The following is a 22,734-nucleotide window of genomic DNA, read 5'->3' as shown; positions in this document are numbered from 1 at the left end:
TTAGTTGGAATTATTAGAAAACACGGTAGACATACGGAGAATCTGGCTGCTCAATCTGAACCATCGATTGTAATTCAAGTGTTGGGAGATTTTGTTTCAACGATGTGTGGTAGGAAACCTTGATTGTTCCTCTGGCTTTTACCCAAGTATTGTTAGGAAATTCTGTGGTAGCCCCCGTAGAGAGTAAGCCATATACCCCAGAATCAGCAATGCAGTGAATAATACCAAAGCGGAAAAGGAAAAATTGCTGGCTATTGTCAGGGTCATTGTAGACAAATCCAATCATTTCAATCGTTTTTCCTGAAAATTCCGTAGGATAGTCGTAGATTGCTTCCATCACTTCCATATAGTTTTCATTAGTAACGACAATGGTTTCTTCAGCCAAGTATCTATCAGCAATTTCACGCATCTGGTTTTGATAGGCAGATTTTGTAAAATAAATAGAAGTATCAGGCTTGAGATACTGAACAGTCGCCCCTTCTTGGTTTTGTGTATTAGTATCGTTTTCTGTTGCTAGTGGGAAATGATAGCCCTTGGCAGCAACAGTTGTTGAATCCAGGCTTACCGTAGGAAAGAGCCAGGCTATAGCAAGAGGAATGAGCAATAGTCCAATGCTTGATAGTTTGGCAATTTTGCTTTTTAAATGGCTATGTACTCGAATTTCTTTTACCCAGACATACAATTGTACGATGGCAAGTATGAAAGATAAAACCATGGATAGATAGGCTAGATAGCTATAGTGCAGATTAATGTATTGGTCTAATTTTCCAGAGATATAAAGATACATGGTCATTTCAAAGTAACCTGCAAGAATTAAAAAACGAATCATACTACACCTCCAAGTATCAGACTATATCCCAAAATAACGAGAGTGATAGTAATGATAAAACCGACTATAAATTTCCCTTTGAAATAATGTTTCATCATGAGCAAGTTTTTAACATCCACCATGGGTCCGATAACTAAGAAAGCCATTACTGGGGCGAATCCGAAGCTGGATAGTAGTGATGCACCAATAAAGGCATCGGCTTCGGAACATAGGGAAAGAAGAAAGGCCAGCAACATCATCAGTAAAATAGCTGTTAATGGACTGTGACCGATGGTAGTCAGGACAGCGGTTGGAATATAGACTTGTACGAGACTGGCAAATAGACAACCAAAGACTAGGTAACGTCCCGTATCAAAAAATTCATCAATGGCATGAATAAGTGCGAAGCCAACTTTTTGCCAGCTGGTTTTATCTGAATAATCATGCTGGTGATGGTCAAACTTGCTTCCTTTAAGAATTGGTCCTTTTACGAAAAAACCAAGAATGATTCCCAATACTAGGGATACAATGATGGCTCCTAGGGCTCTATAGAGTGCGAAAAGTAGGGAATTTCCAAAAGCGGTAAAGGTTGCAAAAAGGACGATAGGATTAATCACAGGCGCCGTTACTAAAAAGGGAACAGCAGTATAACTCGGCACTTTTTTCTCTAATAGCCGATTGACAATAGGGACAATACCACATTCGCAAGACGGAAAAATGAAGCCGATAAAGGTTCCAAATAGAATGGCAAGAAACTTGTTTTTAGGTAAGAGTTTACGAACCTTATCTGGTGTTATAAACACATCGATAAAACCTGAAATAATAGCTCCAATCAAGACAAAGGGCAATGCTTCAATCATGATAGATAGGAAAATAGCCCCCGCCTGTAGGACGGAGGTAGGTAATTGATCAAGACCAAGCATATTATTTTTTATCCTGATTCAAGTTGTTTTTCTCGGAATGTTCTTTTGATTTTGGATCTGGATACTCAATTTCTTCCAATTTTTCAAATGAAGCAAATTCTTCCAGCATCTTTTCTAAATCATCTTGTCGTTTATAAGTTACAGCCATAGGGCACCTCCAAAAATTTTATATAAACATTATACATTTTTTACTAAAAATTATCTAAAGGAATCTGTTTTTATTGAAGCGCAAATATAGTTCGCACCCTCAAATCATGATATAATATTCTTATGAAAACAAGAATATCAGAATTAGTTAGCGTGCTCAATCAATACGCTAAAGAGTATTATCAATTGGACCAACCTAGCGTATCAGATGCAGAATATGATACGCTTTATCGTGAATTAGTAGAGCTAGAAACGGCTCATCCAGAACTGATTTTACCAGATAGTCCTACCCATCGGGTCGGGGGAAAGATGCTAGACGGATTTGAAAAATATAGTCATGTTTATCCTCTTTTTAGTTTGCAGGATGCCTTTTCTCGTGAAGAGTTAGAAGCTTTTGACCAGCGAGTTCGCAAGGAATTTCCTCAAGCAACGTATATCTGTGAATTGAAGATTGATGGTCTGTCTATTTCCCTGACCTATGAAGCGGGTAATTTAGTCGTGGGTGCTACACGTGGTGACGGTAGTGTCGGTGAAAATATCACAGAAAATCTCAAACGAGTGGCTGATGTTCCTTTGACCTTACCCGAAGCTGTGGACATCACTGTCCGAGGTGAGTGTTATATGCCAAAAGCTTCCTTTGACCGTGTTAACAAACAGCGTCAGGAGGCTGGTGAAGCTGAATTTGTTAATCCGCGTAATGCAGCAGCAGGGACCCTCCGCCAGCTTGATACGGGAGTGGTGGCCCAGCGTGGTCTCGCTACTTTCCTCTACCAAGAGGCTAGTCCATCTGAAGCGACTAGTCAGTCACAAGTACTGGAGAAACTGGATGCTCTGGGATTTGTGACCAACCACGAATATTGCTTGGCGGAGTCGATTGATGACACGTGGGATTTTATTGAAAAAATAGCAGAGCGTAGAGATGATTTACCCTATGAGATAGATGGTGTTGTCATCAAGGTAAATGATTTAGCTATACAAGAAGAACTAGGATTTACAGTTAAAGCGCCACGATGGGCAGTAGCTTACAAGTTTCCAGCTGAGGAAAAAGAAGCAGAAATCTTGTCGGTTGATTGGACTGTTGGCCGAACAGGTGTTGTGACACCAACGGCCAATCTTAGTCCTGTTCAACTGGCAGGAACGACTGTCAGTCGAGCAACTTTGCATAACGTAGATTATATCGCCGAAAAAGATATTCGTATTGGCGATACGGTCATTGTTTATAAGGCGGGAGATATTATTCCAGCAGTTCTGAAAGTGGTGGACAAGTATCGAAAAGAGCAAGAAATCATGCCCATTCCTAGTCATTGTCCGTCTTGTCAGAGCGACCTACAACACTATGAGGACGAAGTTGCCCTCCGCTGTATCAACCCTATTTGTCCTAGCCAGCTGATGAGTAAGTTGGAACATTTTGCAAGTCGGGATGCTATGAATATCGCAGGGCTAGGGTCTTCAATCGTTGAAAAACTCTTTGGAGCAGGCTTGGTACACGATGTTGCTGATATTTATAAATTAACTGTTGATGACCTATTGACCTTGGAAGGTTTCAAAGAAAAATCAGCTAACAAGCTCTATCAAGCCATTCAAACTTCTAAGAGTAACTCAGCAGAATGCCTCCTATTTGGACTAGGTATTCGCCATGTAGGTAGTAAGGCAAGTAAGATTTTAGTAGAAAAATTTGGTGATTTAGAAACTCTAGCATTTGCTGATCAAGAAGCAATTGCTTCGCTAGAAGGTCTTGGTCAGGTTATTGCTAAGTCTTTGACAACTTTTTTTGCTAGTGAGGGTGCGCAACAACTTTTAGCCGAACTTAAGGAAGCTAAGGTAAACTTAACCTATCTCGGCCAAGTAGTAGATGAAAATGCTGCGCTATCGGGTATGACAGTTGTACTGACTGGTAAATTGGAGCGAATGAAACGAAACGAAGCCAAAGCCAAATTAGAAGCTTTAGGGGCAAATGTAGCGGGATCTGTTTCTAAAAAAACTAATCTTGTGGTTGCCGGAACAGATGCAGGCAGTAAATTGACCAAAGCACAGGAGCTAGGTATTGAAATAAAAGATGAGGCTTGGTTAGAGAGCTTGTAAAGGTAAAACGATGGAAGAAAGAAAACGTGCTAGACTAATATATAATCCGACCTCAGGTCAAGAAATCATGAAGAAAAATGTGGCCGAAGTATTGGAAATTTTGGAAGGCTACGGTTATGAGACTTCAGCTTTCCAAACAACTGCTGAGAAAGACTCTGCAAAGAATGAAGCTACACGTGCGGCGCTTGCAGGCTTTGACTTGATTATCGCGGCTGGTGGAGATGGAACAATCAATGAAGTCGTCAATGGAATTGCTCCACTTGAAAAACGTCCGCAGATGGCCATCATACCGACTGGCACCACCAATGACTATGCGCGTGCTTTAAAAGTGCCTAGGGGAAATCCTGTAGAAGCAGCTAAGGTTATTGGTAAGCAGCAGACAATTTTAATGGATATTGGTTTAGCCAAAAATCAAAAAAATGGTTTTCATCAAGAACATTATTTTATCAACATTGCTGCGGCAGGTACACTTACGGAGTTGACCTACAGTGTTCCCAGTCAACTTAAGACCATGTTTGGCTATTTGGCCTATGTAGTAAAAGGAGCAGAACTCCTGCCACAAGTACAATTTACACCTGTTCGTGTAGAGCATGATGAGGGCGTGTTTGAAGGCTCGGTTTCAATGATTTTTGTTGCCTTAACCAATTCAATTGGAGGTTTTGAACAGATCGTTCCCGATGCTAAGTTAGATGATGGTAATTTTACCTTATTGATGGTTAAAACAGGGAATCTATTTGAAATTCTACATCTGATTCGTCAAGTCTTAGATGGTGGCAAACACATTGAGAGTGATTTAGTTGAATACATAAAAACCAAGAGCCTATCCATCGAAAATCTGAACCCAGATAACCGTCTACTGCTCAATCTAGATGGAGAGTTTGGTGGGGAAGCCCCTGTACGTCTGTACAACCTATCAAACCATATAGAGTTTTTCGCAGATACAGATCTGGTTTCTGACCATGCAATCACTCTTGATACTGATCAGATGAATCGAGAAGATATGGCCAAACGATTCATTGAAGAAACAGACCATATTGATGAAGCTATTAAATAGGAAGAAAAGATGAAATACTCTTTTCTTTTTATTTTACAAAAACGAATTAAACGCTTACAATGGCGGTATTTTCTTGACAAATAGATGTTTTAGGAGTATCCTTACATGGTATTAAATTTTAAAAGGAGAATTCGTTATGAGTTTAGGCGCATTGGCCCTTGGATTGGCCTGTCTTGGTGTAAGTATCGGTGAGGGACTGTTGGTGGCTTCATACCTTAGTTCGACTGCACGTCAACCAGAAATGCAAAGTAAATTGATGGCTGGTGTATTTTTGGGTGTTGCCTTTATCGAGGGAACTTTCTTCGTAACCTTGGCTATGACATTTGTCTTAAAATAGTAGAAAATAGAGAAATAGAAAAGGGGGGAACCTCCATTGGAAGAACATTTAAGTCCAACCCTTACCCTTGGTCCCGTAACCTTTGACCTGACCATGGTATTGGTTTCTGTCATTACCATTTCCATTATTTTCTTACTAGTTTTTTGGGCTAGTCGTCGGATGGAGCTCAAGCCAAAAGGAAAACAGAATGTTTTGGAGTATGTTTACGAATTGACCATCAATTTTACAAAAGGGAATCTTGGCGATGCGGAAGCAAAGCGGTATTCCTTGTTCTTCTTTACAGTCTTTACTTTTCTTTTGGTTGCCAATAATCTAGGTTTGATGACCAAATTGGAAACAGCAGAAGGACATAATTTGTGGACTTCTCCAACAGCCAATATGGCTTACGATTTCGGTTTGGCAACAATTGCAACAGTATTTTGTCATGTTGAGGGTATTCGTCGTCGCGGTTTCAAGGCATACCTCAAATCTTTTGTGACACCCTGGGCTATGGCTCCAATGAACATTTTGGAAGAAGTGACCAACCTTGTGTCGCTTGCTCTTCGTCTGTACGGTAACATTTATGCTGGTGAAGTGCTTGTCTCTCTTCTTCTACAATTATCTCAACAAAGTGCACTTGCATATCCAATTGCCTTTGCTCTGAACGTTGTTTGGACAGCATTTTCTGTATTCATTTCATGCTTGCAGGGATATGTATTTATCATGTTGGTATCTATGTACTTAAATAAAAAAATCAGTAGTGAGAGTGAATAGGAAAGGGAAAGACAACTATGGCAACAACTATTACAATGCAATCTAGTACCATTCTTGGAAACTTTATCTTGGTAACAGCCTCATTTGCAGTACTTATTATTCTTATTCGTGTTTTTGCATGGGATAAAATTACAGGTATTTTTGAAGAACGTGCCAATAAGATTGCGAACGATATTGATGCTGCAGAAGAAAAATTAACAGCAGCAGCAAACCTTGTTCAACAACGTGAAGATGAGTTGGTACAGGGACGTATTGAAAGTCAAAAGATTATTCAAGACGCGGTTGAACGCGCAAAACTAGAGAAAAAACGTATTCTTGAGCAAGCAGATGTTGAAATTCAAGGATTGAAGCAAAAAGCTCAATTGGAAATTGAAGCTGAAAAACGTGAAGCACAAGAAAACTTGCGTGTTCAAGTTGCTGAATTGGCAGTTGATCTTGCAAGCAAAATTATTTTGGAAGATTTGGACCAACAAGCTCATAGTAACTTGATTGACCGTTATTTGGACAAACTAGGAGACAAGTAGATGAACGCTAGAGAAAATGCCATCGTGCAAAAATATGCTCTATCATTTGTTGAAAAAGTCAGTGATCATGCAGATATTTGGGATATGTATGACCAGATTTCTGACTTGATTTCCATCATTCATGATAGTAAGCTGAATCGAATCTTGCTGTCAGCGACAGTATCGAGAGAAGAAAAGGCTGACTTTGTAAGGACGGTACGTCAATCTAGTTTCTGGCAAATCAATGACTTGATTGAAGATGTTATTCGTGATGGTCATGCAGACTTGCTTCTTGAAACCCTTGAGCGTGTCCAATTACAAATCAGTAAATTTAAAAATGAATTTGAAGCCCGTGTGGTTTCAGTCTATCCGTTGACAGAAGCTCAAAAAGAGCGTCTCCGTCACTTGGTAGAACAACGATTTTCCTTGCGTGTACGCAATATCACGGAAGAACTTGATCAAAGTCTCCTCGGTGGTTTTATTGTAACGGTTAACCATAAGGTAATCGATGCAAGCGTTCGGACACAGTTGAAGGACATTAGAAAAAAACTTTAAAAAATAGAAAGTGGTGTTCTTTTGATTAATGCACAAGAAATTAGCGCTTTACTAAAACAACAAATTGAAGGCTTTCAGCCTGACTTTGACTACACAGAGACTGGTGTCGTAACCTATATCGGTGACGGTATCGCCCGTGCGCAAGGTCTTGACAATGCCATGAGTGGAGAGCTTTTGGTATTTGAAAATGGCACCATTGGTATGGCACAAAACTTAGAAACCAACGATGTTGGTATTATCATTCTCGGACAATTTACCGATATTCGTGAAGGGTCAGTTGTTCGTCGTACTGGTAAAATTATGGAAGTACCAGTTGGTTCGGCTTTGATTGGTCGTGTCATCAACCCACTTGGTCAACCTGTGGATGGTCTTGGTGAGATTCGTACTAGTAAGACTCGTCCGATTGAATATCCAGCACCAGGTGTTATGCAACGTAAGTCGGTTAATGAACCGCTTCAAACTGGTCTCAAGGCGATTGACGCTTTGGTTCCGATTGGTCGTGGTCAGCGTGAATTGATTATTGGTGACCGTCAGACAGGGAAGACATCTGTAGCTATTGATGCTATTCTCAACCAAAAAGGCCAAGACATGATTTGTATCTATGTGGCTATCGGTCAGAAAGAGTCAACTGTTCGTACTCAGGTTGAAACCCTTCGTCAATATGGTGCTTTGGATTACACAATCGTAGTAACTGCATCTGCTTCACAACCGTCTCCATTGCTTTTCTTGGCTCCTTATGCTGGTGTTGCGATGGCAGAAGAGTTCATGTATGAAGGCAAACACGTCTTGATTGTTTACGATGATTTGTCGAAACAAGCGGTAGCTTACCGTGAATTATCTCTCTTGCTTCGTCGTCCTCCGGGTCGTGAAGCCTATCCAGGGGATGTATTCTACTTGCACAGTCGTTTGCTTGAGCGTTCAGCAAAGGTTTCAGATGAATTGGGCGGTGGCTCCATTACAGCTCTACCATTTATCGAAACACAGGCGGGAGATATTTCAGCTTACATCGCGACCAACGTGATTTCTATCACGGACGGACAAATCTTCTTGAAGGACGATTTATTCAACTCTGGTATCCGTCCAGCCATTGATGCGGGTTCTTCTGTATCACGTGTAGGTGGCTCTGCACAGATTAAGGCCATGAAAAAGGTTGCAGGTACCCTTCGTATCGACTTAGCTTCTTATCGTGAATTAGAAGCCTTTACTCAATTTGGTTCGGATTTGGATGCAGCAACTCAGGCTAAACTCAACCGTGGTCGTCGGACTGTGGAAGTGTTGAAACAACCATTGCATAAGCCGCTTCCAGTTGAAAAACAGGTTTTGATTTTGTATGCTTTGACAAATGGCTTCTTGGATTCAGTGCCAATCGATGATATTTTGGCATTTGAAGAAGAACTGTACGCATATTTTGATTTGCACTACGATGGTCTTTTGGATGTTATTCGTACAACAAAAGATCTTCCTGATACAGATGAATTGAATGCTGCTATCCAAGCTTTCAAAGACCAGTCTGTCTTTAAGTAAAGGAGTGAATAATGGCAGGTTCTCTCAATGAAATCAAATCAAAAATTGCATCAACTAAGAAAACCAGTCAAATCACCGGTGCCATGCAGATGGTTTCGGCTTCTAAATTAGCCAAATCAGAGCAATTAGCGCAATCCTTTCAAATCTACGCTAGCAAGGTTCGTCAGATTACAACGGACCTCTTGCGTGGAGAGTTGATGGCTTCAGATACAAGCAATCCAATGCTGATTCGTCGTCCAGTTCAAAAATCTGGTTATATTGTCATTACCTCTGACAGTGGACTAAAAGGTTCTTATAATTCCAGTATTTTGAAGGCTGTGATGGGGATGATTGAACAGGATCATGACTCAAAAGACGAGTATGAGATTATTGCCATTGGTAGTATGGGAGCTGATTTCTTCCGTGCCCGTGGTATCAATCCTGTCTTTGAATTGCGAGGTTTAGCAGACAACCCAAGTTTTGAAGAGGTTCAAAAAATCATTTCTAAGTCTGTTGAAATGTACAAGAATGAACTCTTTGATGAGTTGTATGTTTGTTATAACCACCATGTCAATAGTTTGACCAGTCAGGTGCGTGTACAACAGATGCTTCCTGTAGAAGATTTGGACCACAATGAAGCAGATGGTTATACAGCTACCTTTGAGTTGGAACCAAACCGTGAGGTTATTTTGGAACAACTCTTGACTCAATATGCAGAATCAACTATTTATGGAGCGATTTTGGATGCCAAAACTGCTGAAAATGCAGCAGGTATGACAGCCATGCAGACAGCAACGGATAATGCTAAGAATGTCATTAACGATTTGACAATCCAATACAATAGGGCTCGTCAGGCAGCGATTACTCAGGAAATTACTGAGATTGTAGCTGGTGCCTCAGCCCTTGAGTAATAGAAATAGAGGAAATAGAATGAGTTCAGGCAAAATTACTCAGGTTGTCGGACCAGTTGTAGACGTTGCGTTTGCAGCAGAAGATAAACTTCCTGAGATTAACAACGCACTCGTTGTATATAAAAATGATGATTCCAAACAAAAAGTCGTGCTTGAAGTGGCTTTGGAACTTGGTGATGGCGTTGTACGGACCATTGCCATGGAATCAACGGATGGATTGACACGTGGGATGGAAGTTCTCGATACAGGTCGTCCCATCTCTGTTCCAGTCGGTAAAGAAACGCTGGGTCGTGTCTTCAATGTGTTGGGAGATACCATTGACCTTGAAGAGTCTTTTCCGGCAGATTTTGAACGTGAGCCTATCCATAAGAAAGCGCCGGCTTTTGACGAATTATCTACTTCAAGCGAAATTTTGGAAACAGGGATTAAGGTTATCGACCTCCTAGCACCTTATCTAAAAGGTGGTAAGGTTGGTCTCTTCGGTGGTGCTGGTGTTGGTAAAACCGTTCTTATCCAAGAATTGATTCACAATATTGCCCAAGAACACGGTGGTATCTCTGTATTTACCGGAGTTGGCGAGCGTACCCGTGAAGGGAACGATCTTTACTGGGAAATGAAAGAATCAGGTGTTATTGAAAAAACGGCCATGGTATTTGGTCAGATGAATGAGCCACCAGGAGCCCGTATGCGTGTTGCTCTTACTGGTTTGACTATTGCGGAATACTTCCGTGATGTGGAAGGGCAGGATGTTCTTCTGTTCATCGATAATATCTTCCGTTTCACACAGGCTGGTTCAGAAGTGTCTGCCCTCTTGGGTCGTATGCCATCAGCCGTTGGTTATCAGCCAACACTTGCGACGGAGATGGGACAATTGCAGGAGCGTATTACCTCAACCAAGAAGGGTTCTGTTACATCTATTCAGGCTATTTACGTACCTGCGGATGACTATACAGACCCAGCTCCAGCGACAGCCTTCGCTCACTTGGATTCAACAACTAACTTGGAGCGTAAGTTGACTCAGCTTGGTATCTACCCTGCGGTGGATCCATTGGCTTCGTCATCACGTGCACTTGCTCCACAAATCGTTGGTGAAGAGCACTATGCAGTAGCTATGGAAGTAAAACGTGTCCTTCAACGTTACCAAGAATTGCAAGATATTATTGCCATTCTCGGTATGGATGAATTATCAGATGAAGAGAAGACCTTGGTTGGTCGCGCTCGTCGTATCCAATTCTTCCTCTCTCAAAACTTCAACGTTGCGGAGCAATTTACAGGTATGCCAGGTTCTTATGTGCCAGTAGCTGAAACGGTGAAAGGCTTTAAGGAAATCTTGGACGGCAAACACGACCATCTACCAGAAGATGCCTTCCGAAATGTTGGTTCAATTGAGGATGTGGTCGCTAAAGCTGCTAAAATGAAATTCTAGAGGTGGCTTATGGGACAAATGACTGTACAAATCGTAACACCAGACGGTATCAAATATGACCATCATGCAGCATTTGTTTTGGTCAAAACGGTTGATGGTGAGATGGGTGTCTATTCTGGACATGAAGAACTGATTGCAGTTTTGGAAATCGGTGAAATGAAAGTGCGTCGTGTTGATGATGAAAACCATGTAGACTGGATTGCGGTCAATGGTGGAATCATTGAAGTCAACAAGGATATTATTACGGTCATTTCTGATTCCGCTGAGCGGGAACGGGATATTGATATTAGTCGTGCGGAACGTGCCAAATTGCGCGCGGAACGTGAATTGGAAGAAGCACAGACTGCTCGTAATATTGATATGGAAATGCGTGCAACAGTCGCCCTCCAACGTGCGATAAATCGTATTCGTGTTGGGAAACATTAATCTATATGGGATTGAACTTGGTTCAGTTCCATTTTTTAATTTCATGGTATAATGGAAACATGGTAATTTCAATTTTACAGTTTTTTAGTCATATATTGTTTATCTATCTGGCTCATCATCTCTTGGTTACAACAGTTGATTGGTCACGGTGGTTGAAGGTGACTGGGGACAATCAGCGTAAAATCAATTTGCTGATTCTCTTTCTGGCAATAGCACTGGGGTACTTAGTCTCGACTTTCTTTTTAGAATTGTTGATGATGGGACGCTCTTTTGCAAATATGTGATTTAAGTAAGAAAAGGATAAGAAATGGATACAATTATTATTACAGGTAGTAAAAACGGTTTGAAAGGACAGGTTGAGATTGAGGGGGCGAAGAATGCCGTTCTGCCTTTATTGGCAGCAACAGTTCTAGCAAGTCAAGGGCAAACCAAATTGACCCAGGTTCCTATTTTGTCTGATGTCTATACAATGAATAATGTTGTACGTGGTCTGGGAGTTCGTGTGAAATTTGACGAGGAAACAAAGACTATCGATATTGATGCAACAGGTAAACTTGGTAGTGAAACTCCTTATAAGTATGTGAGTCAAATGCGCGCCTCTATTGTTATTCTTGGTCCGATTTTGGCACGCAATGGCTATGCTAAGGTTTCTATGCCAGGAGGTTGTACAATTGGTAGTCGTCCAATTGATTTGCACTTAAAAGGTTTGCAAGCTATGGGGGCTAAAATTAAACAACGCGCTGGTTATATTGAAGCGAGTGCAGAGAACTTGCAGGGAGCTCATATCTATCTTGATTTCCCAAGTGTTGGGGCAACGCAAAATTTGATGATGGCTGCAACTCTGGCGCAGGGTACAACGGTATTAGAAAATGCAGCGCGAGAACCTGAAATTGTTGACTTGGCTATTTTCCTAAACAAAATGGGGGCAAAAGTTAAGGGGGCAGGTACAGAGACGATTACGATTACTGGTGTAGAAGAATTGACTGGCGCAGAACATCAAGTGGTGCAAGATCGTATCGAAGCGGGTACCTTTATGGTGGCAGCGGCAATGACTGGTGGAGATGTCTTGGTCAAGGACGCTGTCTGGGAGCATAACCGTCCACTCATTTCTAAGATGTTGGAAATGGGAGTTGAGGTGACGGAAGAAGCTGAAGGGATTCGAGTTCGTTCGCAAGTGGATAAGCTTAAACCTGTAACAGTAAAAACCTTGCCCCATCCAGGATTCCCAACGGATATGCAGGCTCAATTTACAGCTCTAATGGCAGTTGCAAAGGGTGAATCTACCATGATTGAAACGGTATTTGAGAATCGTTTCCAGCATTTGGAAGAAATGCGTCGGATGGATTTGCATTCGGAAATTTTACGAGATACAGCTATCATCACGGGAGGACTTGCTCTGCAAGGTGCTCAGGTTATGTCTACTGATTTACGAGCAAGTGCCGCTTTGATTCTGGCTGGTTTGGTCGCTGAAGGTGAAACGATTGTAGGTAAATTAACGCACTTAGATCGAGGTTACTATCGTTTTCATGAGAAATTAGCTGCTTTAGGTGCAACGATTGAACGTGTGAGTGGAGAAGATGAAAATGGATAAGGATAATCTTAGCTATGTTGGTAAAAATTTAATCTTAGTAGCAGTTGTTTTGTTGATTGCTATTTTGGTGTTTATTTTAGGATTAATGGTTGGTTACGGTGTCATAGGAGATGGAGACAATGTATTTGCGGTGTTGTCACCAGCTAAGTGGCAAGAATTAATCGGTAAATTTACAGGAAAGTAGGCTGGACCTGCTTTTTTGATGGAGAGAAAATGGCGAAGAAAAATGTAAAAAAACAAGCAATGAGTCTGCTCAGCTTATTGGCTACGATTGTTGTAGTAGCGGGTGGCTATCTTTTAAGTGATAACAAGAGTAGCAACGTTGCTGATTATTCCTATTATGTCAATCAGTCTAAGGCAAGTGAAGGCACACCTAATCAGGAACTGGCTAGTTCGGTATTGACAGAAGATGTAAAAAAGCAACTGGGAAATTCGATTGAATGGAATAGTGCTGGAGCGTTTATTATTAACGGGAATCAAACGGATTTAGATGCATCGGTTGCCAGTGTTCCTTATGGTGATAATAAGACAAAAACAGTCCAGGGAGAAACGGTTCCAACAGTAGCCAATGCGCTTTTAGCTAAATCTACACGTCAGTATAAGGATCGTGAAGAAACAGGAAATGGTCGAACTTCTTGGACACCTGCGGGTTGGCATCAGATCCATGATTTAACTGGAGAATATGACCATGCAGTGGACCGTGGTCACCTCCTAGGTTATGCTTTGATTGGTGGATTGTCTGGCTTCGATGCTTCAACCAGCAATCCTAAGAATATTGCAGTTCAAACAGCTTGGTCCAACCAAGCTAACGACCAAACTTCAACTGGGCAGAATTATTTTGAAAGTCAGATTCGGCGGGCCTTGGATAAAAATAAGCGTGTCCGCTATCGTGTGACCTTGGTGTATGCTGAGAGTGAAGACCTTGTTCCTGTCGGAAGTCATCTAGAGGCAAAAGCAGCAGATGGTAGCCTAGAGTTCAATGTGTTCGTTCCAAATGTGCAGAGTGGTCTCAGTATCAACTATCATAGTGGGGAAATTGCAGTAAATCAATAAATAGTCAGACGAATTCTCCCTCGTTAAATCAAATATATCAGACGATTTTCACGTAAAATCGTCTTTTTTTGCGTATAATTAAAAATATTTACAAAAACAGTTGACAAATCATCTGATGAATATTAGAATATAGTTAAAGAAAACGCTTACGACTTTGTCGTAGAAAACATTTAGGAGGAATTTCCAATGGAAAAACATGTTGAGCAACGTGTCGAAGACGTTACTTATAACAAAGCCAAGTTATGGCAAATCATATTATTTGCGATGAACAATTCATCGACGAATATTTACTTGGTTGCTTTTACTTTCGTGACTTATTTATCGACAGGTGTGCTTGGTCTTGCAGCCCTGTTTGTTAGTCAACTGATGGGGTATATTCGTATCTTTGATGGTTTCATTGATCCTACAATCGGAGTTATCATTGATAAAACGGATACTAAGTTTGGTAAATATCGTCCTATTTTGGTTTTGGGGAATATCATTACAGCAGCTTCTCTTTTTATGATGTTAGGTTTAAGTGGAGTTAGCGAGAGTCTCCGTCTTCCTCTATTCATCCTTGTTTTGATTATCCATAAAATTGGATATTCACTTCAACAGACGATTACAAAAGCAGGACAAGTTGCGCTTACCAATGATCCAAAGCAACGTCCAATCTTTAATATTGTTGATGGTATTGCGACAACTGTGTTGATGACTGGTAGTCAGGTTGTTGTGTCAGGGACATTGGTTCCAAAACATGGTGGTTTCACTCGAAGTTTCTTCCAAGAATTGTTCCTCGGTGTAGTAGTAATTTCAGCTGTTCTGGGTATTCTTGCTATTATCGGTATTTGGGAGAAAGACAATAAGAAATACTTTGGTCTTGGTGAGAAGACACAAGAAACTAAGTTGAAAGACTACTGGAAAGTTATCAAAGGAAACAAACCTTTGCAGGTTCTTTCAATCTCTGCAGCTTTTGTAAAATTTGTTGCTCAACTGTTTGGAGATTCCGTTATCGGGGTTATGCTGTATGGTATTATCTTCGGTGACTATGCTCTTTCTGGTAAAATGTCTATGCTGTTGATTTTGCCAGGTATTCTTGTAACAGTTGGTGCTGCGCAATTGGCTCGTCGTAAAGGTTTACGCTTTGCCTATATTACAGCGCTTCAACTTGGGATTGCTGGTCTTGTGACCTTGGCAGCGATGCTCTTTTCAGCTAAACCAGGTATGTTGGATTTGACAAATTGGAATCTCTACACAATCGGCTTCTTTGTTGTTTATATCATTGCTCGCTACGCATCTAGTGCTCCATCTGGTTTGGTATTGACAATGGGGGCAGATATTACAGACTATGAAACTTCAGTATCTGGTCGTTACTTGTCAGGTATGATTGGGACTATCTTCTCATTGACAGACTCAATTGCTTCTTCATTTGCCCCAATGGTTGTTGGATTTGTATTAGCAGGTATTGGTTTTGGTAAAGAGTACCCAACCGTTGAAACAGCATTCTCAACAGATTTGAGAATGGCTTTGATTGTCCTATTGACAGTGATTCCAGCAGTGGTATTGAGCGTATCCTTGTTCTTGATGAAATTTTACAAACTAGATCGTGAAGAAATGGCACGTATTCAAGAGAAAATCCATGTTATGAAAGCGGCAAAAGATGAGGAACGTGTGCGTGCGATTGCGAAAAATGTTCCATTATCTGATATGGATTATGTAGATGTTACTCAATATAAGGTTGATCAATACGACGATAAATAATACAATAACGACCTAGTTGGAGGATTCCAGCTGGGTCTTTCATCTAGGAGGCGGTATGAAAAAAATCTTAGCGTTTGGAGAAGTTTTATTGCGGCTATCTCCTCCTCATTATCAGACCCTAACACAAGCTACCAGTTTAGATTGTCAGTTTGGTGGCTCAGAGTTGAATGTCTTGGCCAGTTTAGCACAGTTGGGGCATTCAGTTGAGTTGGTGACGGCACTTCCTGAAAATGAAGTGGGAAAGATGGCAGAACACTTTCTCTTTGCACGGCAGATTGGACAGAAGCATCTGATTCGAAAAAAAGGAAGGCTGGGGATTTATTATTATCAAAAGGGCTTCTCTCTTAGACCTAGCCAGGTGACCTACGACCGTGATTATTCTGCCTTTAGCTTATCCAAGGAAGAAGAGTATGATTTGGAAGGTATGTTTGACGGTGTCGATTGGTTTCATGTCAGTGGTATAACGGTCGCTTTGAATCCAGATATTTATCGACTGGCCTTTCGTTTGATGGAAATGGCAAAGAGGCAGGGTGTTAAGGTTTCTTTTGACTTGAATTATCGAGAAAGTTTGTGGTCTTCTTTTGAAGAAGCGAGGGAGAAATTATCTCCTTTTGTAGGTTTAGCAGATATTTGCTTTGGTCTAGAGCCTATTCAACTCTTCAATGAATCTGGAAAAGATGTGAAGGATGAATTGGGGTTGAAGCGCCCTTATGAAAATAAAGAAGTCTTGTTGGCGGTGGTTAAAGGTCTGGCGGAGACGTATTCTTTGCAAAGTCTTGCTTTTACCCAGAGGGAAATGACCTACAATAATGAATATTTGCTGAAAGCATATTTGTATCAAGATGGTATTCTTTATGAAACGGAAAAAGAATCCATTCAAGTTTTGGACCGAGTTGGGACAGGGGATGCCTTTACAGCAGGAATTATTTTGGGCTATTTGCAGGAAAAAACGCCACAGGAAATAGTCGACTTGGGGATGGCTAGTTTTCAATTCAAACATACCATTGAAGGTGATGTCAATGTCATCAGTCCGTCAGATATTGCTTTGCTATTGAAAAAAGGGTCACGTGAAATAAAACGATAGAAAGAAGGAAAAAGTATGTTGTATCCAATACAGACAAAAACACGCTCAGTTTATTCTTTAAATGGAATATGGAAATTTAAGCAAGGGAACAATGATGTTCATACTCTGTTAGATACAGATGAGGTAATGGTTGTACCGAGTTCTTTTAATGATGTTGTTGTTGATAAGGACAAACGTCGTTTTGTCGGAGATAATTGGTATGAACTGATGGTAGCTCTTCCAGTAGTAGCTGATGATGAAGAGTTAGTTGTACGCTTTGGTTCGGTGACACATCAGGCTAAAGTCTATGCAGATGGTCAGTTAATCAGGGAGCACAAGGGTGGTTTCACACCTTTTGAATGCTTGATTCCGTCAAACTTATACGACGCTGATCAATTCCGTTTGACGGTTTGTGCTAATAATGAGTTGAATTACACAACCCTCCCAGTAGGGAATTATAGCGAAGAAGTGGATGAGAATGGTCAAATTGTGAAGACCGTCAAGGAAAATTTTGACTTTTTCAACTATGCTGGTATCCAGCGGACAGTTCATCTCTATAAACGTCCCCAAAATAGGATTGAGGATATTGTTATTCGGACGGAGCTAAATCAAGATTTGACTCAGGCGGTAGTGAATGTTGATGTGAAGACAGTTGGGCAGTACGATTCCATCCGTATGTCTATTTTAGATCAAGAGGGACAGGAAGTAGGTCTTCTTGAAAATGGACAAATGGTCATTGAACATCCACGCCTTTGGGAGGTCTTGGATGCCTATCTCTATACTGCTAAAGTTGAATTAGTTGACGGAGAAAACTTACTCGATACCTACTCAGAACAATTCGGCATTCGTAGTGTTGCGGTTGAAAATGGGCAGTTTTTCATCAATGGAAAACCTTTCTATTTCAAGGGATTTGGTAAACATGAAGATACCTTCATCAATGGGCGTGGTTTCAATGAAGCAGCCAATCTGATGGATTTGAATTTGCTTAAAGATATTGGAGCAAATTCCTTTAGGACATCTCATTATCCCTATTCTGAGGAAATGATGCGGCTGGCAGATCGTTTGGGAATTGTCGTCCTTGATGAAGTGCCAGCAGTTGGCCTGTTCCAGCTTTTCAATGCAGCCTTGAATTTGACAGGGGATTCTGAAGAAGCAAAAAATACTTGGGAAGTTATGCAAACCAAGGAGGCTCATGAGCTGGTGATTGATGAATTGATAGCGCGTGATAAGAATCATCCTTCTGTAGTGATGTGGGTTGTTGCCAATGAACCGGCAGGGCATGAAAAGGGAGCACGTGCTTACTTTGAACCTCTGATTCAGCGCATGAGGGACAGAGATCCGTCTAAGCGTCCTGTGACCTTGGTCAATATTATGACAGCAACGCCTGATAAGGATGAGGTTATGGATTTGGTCGATGTTGTCTGTCTCAATCGTTACTATGGTTGGTATGTTGCTCATGGTGACTTGAAGGCGGCAGAGAAAGGGCTCCGTCAAGAGTTGGAGACTTGGCAAAAACTTTATCCTGACAAGCCGATTTTGATTACGGAATATGGTGCAGATACTCTTCCAGGTTTGCATTCGATGTGGGATATTCCTTATACAGAGGAATTTCAGGTGGATTACTACGATATGAACCATTGCGTCTTTGATTCAATTCCGAATTTAGTTGGTGAGCAGGTATGGAATTTTGCTGATTTTGAAACTACAGTCGGTATCATTCGCATTCAAGGAAATCACAAAGGATTATTCTCAAGAAATAGACAACCCAAGCAAATTGTAAGAGAAATCAAGAAACGTTGGACTGCCATTCCAAACTACCATTATAAGAGGAAATGAGCTATAATAGTAGCAAATAGAAAGTTGTATTGGAGGACCAAGCACATGGCGAAACCCTTGGTAGAAAAAGCATCAGAGCGCTTATTGGAATTGATTTTGGAAAGAGGATATGAAGTTGGTGATAAGCTTCCAAATGAGTATGAATTGGCCCAAGATTTAGAAGTTGGACGTTCGACTGTTCGTGAAGCTGTGCGAAGTTTGGCTACTCGAAATATTCTGGAGGTGCGCCAAGGGTCGGGAACCTATATCAGCTCTAAAAAAGGAGTATCAGAGGATCCCCTAGGTTTTTCTTTGGTAAGAGACCGTGTGAAGTTGACGACAGATTTGTTTGAAGTGCGGTATTTACTTGAACCGAGAATTGCGGAGCGTGTCGCTCAGTTTGCCTCGGACGAAGACATTGCTCGACTAGAAGAAATTGTCCTTGCTATTGAAGAGGCTGTTGCTGCTGGAGACACGAAGCATCTGGAGTTGGATGTGAAATTCCACTGTATGCTGGCTGAGATGAGTGGGAATCTGGCTATGACAAGTCTCATGCCTGTCATTAATCAATCTATTCATCTAATCAATGAAAACTATTCAAATCGTCAGATGAAATCGGATAGTTTACAGGCCCACAGGAATATCTTAATGGCTATCAAGCAACGTCACCCTGTTGCAGCATATGATAGCATGTTAGCACATATTATATCAGTAAGACAGGTTGTTTTAAGCGAATGGTTCGATAAAGATATGACTTTGCATGGTCTCAACGATCATAAATAGAAATAAAAAATAGACAGCCCAGAAGAATTCTTCTGGGTATTTTTTGCTTTTTTATTGACAAATCATCTGATGAATTGTATACTATAGCTATAAATGACAACGCTTTCTAATTGGAGGTCAAGATGTTAAAGCAATTAAAAGAAAATTACTTTTTCGCAGTGATTCGCGGAAAAGATGAAGAAGATGCGAAAGAGATCGCTCGCCATGCGATTTTGGGAGGTATTCGAAATATTGAAATTACATTTTCGACTCCAAATGCAGCGACAGTTATCAAAGAATTACAAGAGGAGTTCTCAGATGATTCATCCGTAGTCATTGGGGCGGGAACAGTGATGAATCTTAAGCTGGCACAAGCGGCCATTGATGCAGGTGCTAGTTTCCTGGTTAGTCCTCATTTTGATAAAGAAATTCAAGACTTGGCGCAAGAGGCTGAGGTATTCTACTTCCCAGGTTGTGCAACTGCAACAGAGATTGTCACAGCTAGTCAGGCGGGATGTCCTATTATCAAGCTTTTCCCTGGTGGTGTCTTGGGTCCTGGATTTATCAAGGATATTCACGGCCCTGTTCCTGATGTGAATTTGATGCCTTCAGGTGGAGTTTCGGTTGAAAATGTTGCAGATTGGAAAAAGGCAGGTGCTTGTGCTGTTGGAGTCGGTTCGGCTCTGGCAAGTCGAGTGCAGGCTGAAGGCTATGAAAGTGTAACGACGATTGCTCGCAGTTTTGTTGCAGCTTTGGAGGGATGAAATGAGTTTTAATGACAAAAACTTTATGCTAAAAAACGAGCCTGCTAAGGAGCTTTACGGGAAAATAGCAGAGCTTCCTATCTATGATTTCCATTGTCATCTGGATCCGAAGGAAATTTTTGAAGATAAGGTTTATGAAGATATTGTTGATTTGTGGCTGGGGGGTGACCATTATAAGTGGCGCTTGATGCGGGCTAATGGTATCTCAGAAGAAGAAATCACAGGTTCAGCAAGTAAACTAGATAAGTTTAAGGCCTGGGCAAGAACCTTGGAACGGGCTTTCGGAAATCCTCTCTATCATTGGAGTCATTTGGAATTGCGACAGGTTTTCGGTGTTGAGGAATTGTTGACCGAAGAAAATGCAGAGCGACTCTATCATCAGCTCAATGCTTATTTGCAAGAACATCAAGTTAGTCCACGGAAGCTGATTGCGGATGTTAGGGTGACCTTTATTGGGACAACTGACCATCCTCTTGATAGCTTGGAATGGCATAAGCGCTTGGCTGAGGACTCGACCATAGATACTGTAGTGGCACCGACTTTCCGACCAGATGAAGCTTTTATAGAACATCGAAATTTCAATCCATTTATTAAACGCTTGGAGGAGGTAACAGGGGTAGCAGTAAGAGACTTTGCAAGTTTTGTAGAGGCACTTGGTCAGCGTGTTTCCTATTTTGCTCAACACGGTTGCCGAGCAAGTGACATCAGTTTTACGGCTATTTCCTATGAAGAGGCTACCCTCGAAGAGTTGGATGAAATTTTACTAGCAAGACTTGCAGGTAAAGAAGCTGGTCAATCCAGTATCAATAAATGGCAGACTGCTATCTTTAGAGAATTGTGCCGATTGTACAAGAAACATGGCTTTGTGACACAAGTTCACTTCGGTGCCTTACGGAATAACCATACCGGACTGTTTGAAAAACTTGGAGCAGATGTAGGTGTGGATTCGATTGGAGACCAGACATGTCTGACTGTGAATTTGAATCGTTTCTTAGATAACTTGGTCAAGGAAAATGCCCTTCCAAAAATGATTTGGTACAATCTCAATCCAAGTTACAACATTGCTCTGGCCAATACTTTGGCGAATTTCCAGTCCAATGAGGAAGGGGTTCGTAGTCAGCTACAATTTGGTGCTGGTTGGTGGTTCAATGATACAAAGTTGGGCATGATTGACCAGATGAATGCTTATGCAGAACAGGGCATGCTTGCCAATTTCGTTGGTATGTTGACAGATTCGCGTAGCTTTTTATCTTATCAACGGCATGATTATTTCAGACGCATTTTAGCGACCTATGTTGGTCAATGGATTGTTGATGAAGAAGTGCCAGAAGATTACAATCGTTTAGGGCAATTTGTAGAAGCCATATCCTATTACAATGCCAAAGAGTTTTTTGAACAATAGAAGGAGAGTAAATCATGAAAATGTCATTTCGCTGGTACGGGAAAAAAGATCCTGTGACACTGGAAGAGATTAAAGCAATCCCTGGTATGCAGGGAATCGTAACGGCAGTCTACGATGTACCAGTTGGTCAGGCATGGCCCCTTGAAAACATTCTAGAGCTGAAAAAAATGGTAGAAGAGGCAGGACTTGAAATTACTGTTATTGAATCCATTCCTGTTCATGAAGACATCAAACAAGGGAAGCCAAATCGTGATGCCTTAATCGAAAACTATAAGACTTCCATCCGTAATGTCGGGGCTGCAGGTATTCCAGTTGTTTGCTACAATTTCATGCCTGTGTTTGACTGGACCCGTTCAGACTTGCACCACCCACTTCCGGATGGTTCAACCTCTTTAGCTTTCCTAAAATCTGATTTAGCAGGTGTTGATCCTGTGGCGGATGATTTGAACTTACCAGGTTGGGATTCGTCCTATTCCAAGGAAGAAATGAAGGCTATTATTGAAAATTATCGTCAGAATATCTCTGAAGAAGATTTATGGGCGAATTTGGAGTATTTTATCAAAGCGATTCTGCCAACGGCTGAGGAGGCTGGCGTCAAAATGGCCATTCACCCTGATGACCCTCCGTATGGAATTTTCGGATTGCCACGTATTATTACTGGTCAAGAAGCCGTTGAACGATTTTTGAATCTCTATGATTCAGAACACAATGGAATTACCATGTGTGTCGGATCCTATGCTTCTGATCCGAAAAATGATGTCCTTGCCATGACGGAATATGCTCTCAAACGCAATCGTATCAATTTTATGCATACGCGCAATGTGACGGCAGGTGCTTGGGGCTTCCAAGAAACTGCACATTTGTCACAGGCTGGTGACATTGATATGAATGCTGTTGTTAAATTATTGGTGGACTATGATTGGCAAGGTTCTTTGCGTCCAGATCATGGTCGTCGTATCTGGGGAGATCAGACCAAGACACCGGGCTACGGTCTGTATGACCGAGCGCTCGGGGCGACTTACTTTAATGGTCTATACGAAGCCAATATGCGAGCGGCTGGCAAAACACCAGATTTTGGTATTAAAGCAAAAACAGTTGGAACAAAGGAGGGATAAC

24 protein-coding genes are annotated in these 22,734 nt (G+C 41.3%); 21 read left to right on the top strand and 3 right to left on the bottom strand.

Annotation, left to right across the window (positions count from 1 at the left end; all coding sequences use genetic code 11):
* Positions 1–13: 13 nt before the first annotated feature.
* The 3 genes from YYK_RS05105 to YYK_RS10265 are packed head-to-tail and all read right to left on the bottom strand — an operon-like array spanning position 14 to position 1,879.
* Positions 14–829 (bottom strand): TIGR03943 family putative permease subunit, encoded by an 816-nt coding sequence (locus YYK_RS05105; protein WP_012027146.1) that lies wholly within the window; start codon positions 827–829, stop codon positions 14–16.
* The gene (locus tag YYK_RS05100) at positions 826–1,731 is read right to left on the bottom strand and encodes a permease (RefSeq protein WP_012027145.1); all 906 of its coding nucleotides are present in this window, start codon (positions 1,729–1,731) and stop codon (positions 826–828) included. Before YYK_RS05100 ends, YYK_RS05105 begins: the two co-directional genes overlap by 4 nt.
* Before the next feature lies 1 nt (position 1,732).
* Positions 1,733–1,879, bottom strand: a complete 147-nt coding sequence (locus YYK_RS10265) for an SPJ_0845 family protein (protein WP_012027144.1) — start codon at positions 1,877–1,879, stop codon at positions 1,733–1,735.
* 122 nt (positions 1,880–2,001) lie between these two features.
* Between YYK_RS10265 and ligA the strand changes: the two genes are divergently transcribed.
* From ligA to YYK_RS04995, 21 genes are all read left to right on the top strand, one after another.
* Positions 2,002–3,960, top strand: a complete 1,959-nt coding sequence (gene ligA, locus YYK_RS05095) for an NAD-dependent DNA ligase LigA (RefSeq protein ID WP_012028263.1) — start codon at positions 2,002–2,004, stop codon at positions 3,958–3,960.
* Between the two features lie 10 nt (positions 3,961–3,970).
* The gene (locus YYK_RS05090; RefSeq protein ID WP_002939803.1) at positions 3,971–5,014 is read left to right on the top strand and encodes a diacylglycerol kinase family lipid kinase; all 1,044 of its coding nucleotides are present in this window, start codon (positions 3,971–3,973) and stop codon (positions 5,012–5,014) included.
* A 136-nt stretch (positions 5,015–5,150) separates the two neighbouring features.
* Entirely contained in the window at positions 5,151–5,351 is a 201-nt protein-coding gene (locus YYK_RS05085) for a F0F1 ATP synthase subunit C (RefSeq protein ID WP_002936021.1), read from the top strand.
* A gap of 36 nt (positions 5,352–5,387) precedes the next feature.
* Entirely contained in the window at positions 5,388–6,104 is a 717-nt protein-coding gene (atpB, locus tag YYK_RS05080; RefSeq protein ID WP_002936020.1) for a F0F1 ATP synthase subunit A, read from the top strand.
* A gap of 17 nt (positions 6,105–6,121) precedes the next feature.
* Positions 6,122–6,628, top strand: a complete 507-nt coding sequence (gene atpF, locus YYK_RS05075; protein ID WP_002936017.1) for a F0F1 ATP synthase subunit B — start codon at positions 6,122–6,124, stop codon at positions 6,626–6,628.
* Positions 6,629–7,162, top strand: coding sequence for a F0F1 ATP synthase subunit delta (locus YYK_RS05070; protein WP_012027140.1), 534 nt, complete (start codon positions 6,629–6,631; stop codon positions 7,160–7,162).
* Positions 7,163–7,165: 3 nt separating this feature from the next.
* Positions 7,166–8,686: a F0F1 ATP synthase subunit alpha gene (gene atpA / locus YYK_RS05065; protein ID WP_032497571.1), complete on the top strand. Its 1,521-nt coding sequence runs from the start codon at positions 7,166–7,168 to the stop codon at positions 8,684–8,686.
* Positions 8,687–8,697: 11 nt separating this feature from the next.
* On the top strand, positions 8,698–9,576 hold the full coding sequence (locus tag YYK_RS05060) for a F0F1 ATP synthase subunit gamma (RefSeq protein WP_002936012.1): 879 nt from the start codon (positions 8,698–8,700) through the stop codon (positions 9,574–9,576).
* 19 nt (positions 9,577–9,595) lie between these two features.
* Positions 9,596–11,002 carry a F0F1 ATP synthase subunit beta gene (atpD, locus tag YYK_RS05055; protein WP_002936008.1) on the top strand — a complete coding sequence of 469 codons (1,407 nt, stop codon included), beginning with the start codon at positions 9,596–9,598 and terminating at the stop codon, positions 11,000–11,002.
* Positions 11,003–11,011: 9 nt separating this feature from the next.
* Positions 11,012–11,428: a F0F1 ATP synthase subunit epsilon gene (locus tag YYK_RS05050; RefSeq protein ID WP_002936007.1), complete on the top strand. Its 417-nt coding sequence runs from the start codon at positions 11,012–11,014 to the stop codon at positions 11,426–11,428.
* 59 nt (positions 11,429–11,487) lie between these two features.
* Entirely contained in the window at positions 11,488–11,712 is a 225-nt protein-coding gene (locus tag YYK_RS05045; protein WP_012775178.1) for a DUF1146 family protein, read from the top strand.
* Positions 11,713–11,735: 23 nt separating this feature from the next.
* Positions 11,736–13,019: a UDP-N-acetylglucosamine 1-carboxyvinyltransferase gene (murA, locus tag YYK_RS05040; protein WP_012027137.1), complete on the top strand. Its 1,284-nt coding sequence runs from the start codon at positions 11,736–11,738 to the stop codon at positions 13,017–13,019.
* Positions 13,012–13,203, top strand: a complete 192-nt coding sequence (locus tag YYK_RS05035; protein WP_012775177.1) for a DNA-directed RNA polymerase subunit beta — start codon at positions 13,012–13,014, stop codon at positions 13,201–13,203. The genes murA and YYK_RS05035 overlap by 8 nt, the downstream gene beginning before the upstream one ends.
* A gap of 29 nt (positions 13,204–13,232) precedes the next feature.
* Positions 13,233–14,072, top strand: coding sequence for a DNA/RNA non-specific endonuclease (locus YYK_RS05030; protein WP_012028260.1), 840 nt, complete (start codon positions 13,233–13,235; stop codon positions 14,070–14,072).
* 186 nt (positions 14,073–14,258) lie between these two features.
* The gene (locus YYK_RS05025; RefSeq protein ID WP_012775580.1) at positions 14,259–15,812 is read left to right on the top strand and encodes an MFS transporter; all 1,554 of its coding nucleotides are present in this window, start codon (positions 14,259–14,261) and stop codon (positions 15,810–15,812) included.
* 55 nt (positions 15,813–15,867) lie between these two features.
* A complete protein-coding gene (locus tag YYK_RS05020; RefSeq protein ID WP_012775175.1) occupies positions 15,868–16,896 on the top strand; it encodes a sugar kinase in 1,029 nt (342 codons plus the stop codon).
* 15 nt (positions 16,897–16,911) lie between these two features.
* Positions 16,912–18,711, top strand: a complete 1,800-nt coding sequence (gene uidA / locus YYK_RS05015) for a beta-glucuronidase (RefSeq protein WP_012775174.1) — start codon at positions 16,912–16,914, stop codon at positions 18,709–18,711.
* A 45-nt stretch (positions 18,712–18,756) separates the two neighbouring features.
* A complete protein-coding gene (locus YYK_RS05010) occupies positions 18,757–19,473 on the top strand; it encodes a FadR/GntR family transcriptional regulator (protein WP_002938037.1) in 717 nt (238 codons plus the stop codon).
* Between the two features lie 122 nt (positions 19,474–19,595).
* On the top strand, positions 19,596–20,216 hold the full coding sequence (locus YYK_RS05005; protein WP_012775173.1) for a bifunctional 4-hydroxy-2-oxoglutarate aldolase/2-dehydro-3-deoxy-phosphogluconate aldolase: 621 nt from the start codon (positions 19,596–19,598) through the stop codon (positions 20,214–20,216).
* Position 20,217: 1 nt separating this feature from the next.
* On the top strand, positions 20,218–21,618 hold the full coding sequence (gene uxaC / locus YYK_RS05000; protein WP_012775172.1) for a glucuronate isomerase: 1,401 nt from the start codon (positions 20,218–20,220) through the stop codon (positions 21,616–21,618).
* Positions 21,619–21,632: 14 nt separating this feature from the next.
* Positions 21,633–22,733 carry a mannonate dehydratase gene (locus tag YYK_RS04995; RefSeq protein ID WP_012027124.1) on the top strand — a complete coding sequence of 367 codons (1,101 nt, stop codon included), beginning with the start codon at positions 21,633–21,635 and terminating at the stop codon, positions 22,731–22,733.
* Position 22,734 lies beyond the last annotated feature (1 nt).

Origin of the sequence: Streptococcus suis S735 (assembly GCF_000294495.1) — a bacterium.
Taxonomy (GTDB): domain Bacteria; phylum Bacillota; class Bacilli; order Lactobacillales; family Streptococcaceae; genus Streptococcus; species Streptococcus suis.
Note: the sequence above shows the minus strand (reverse complement) of the source record. Positions and strands in the feature narration are given on the sequence as shown.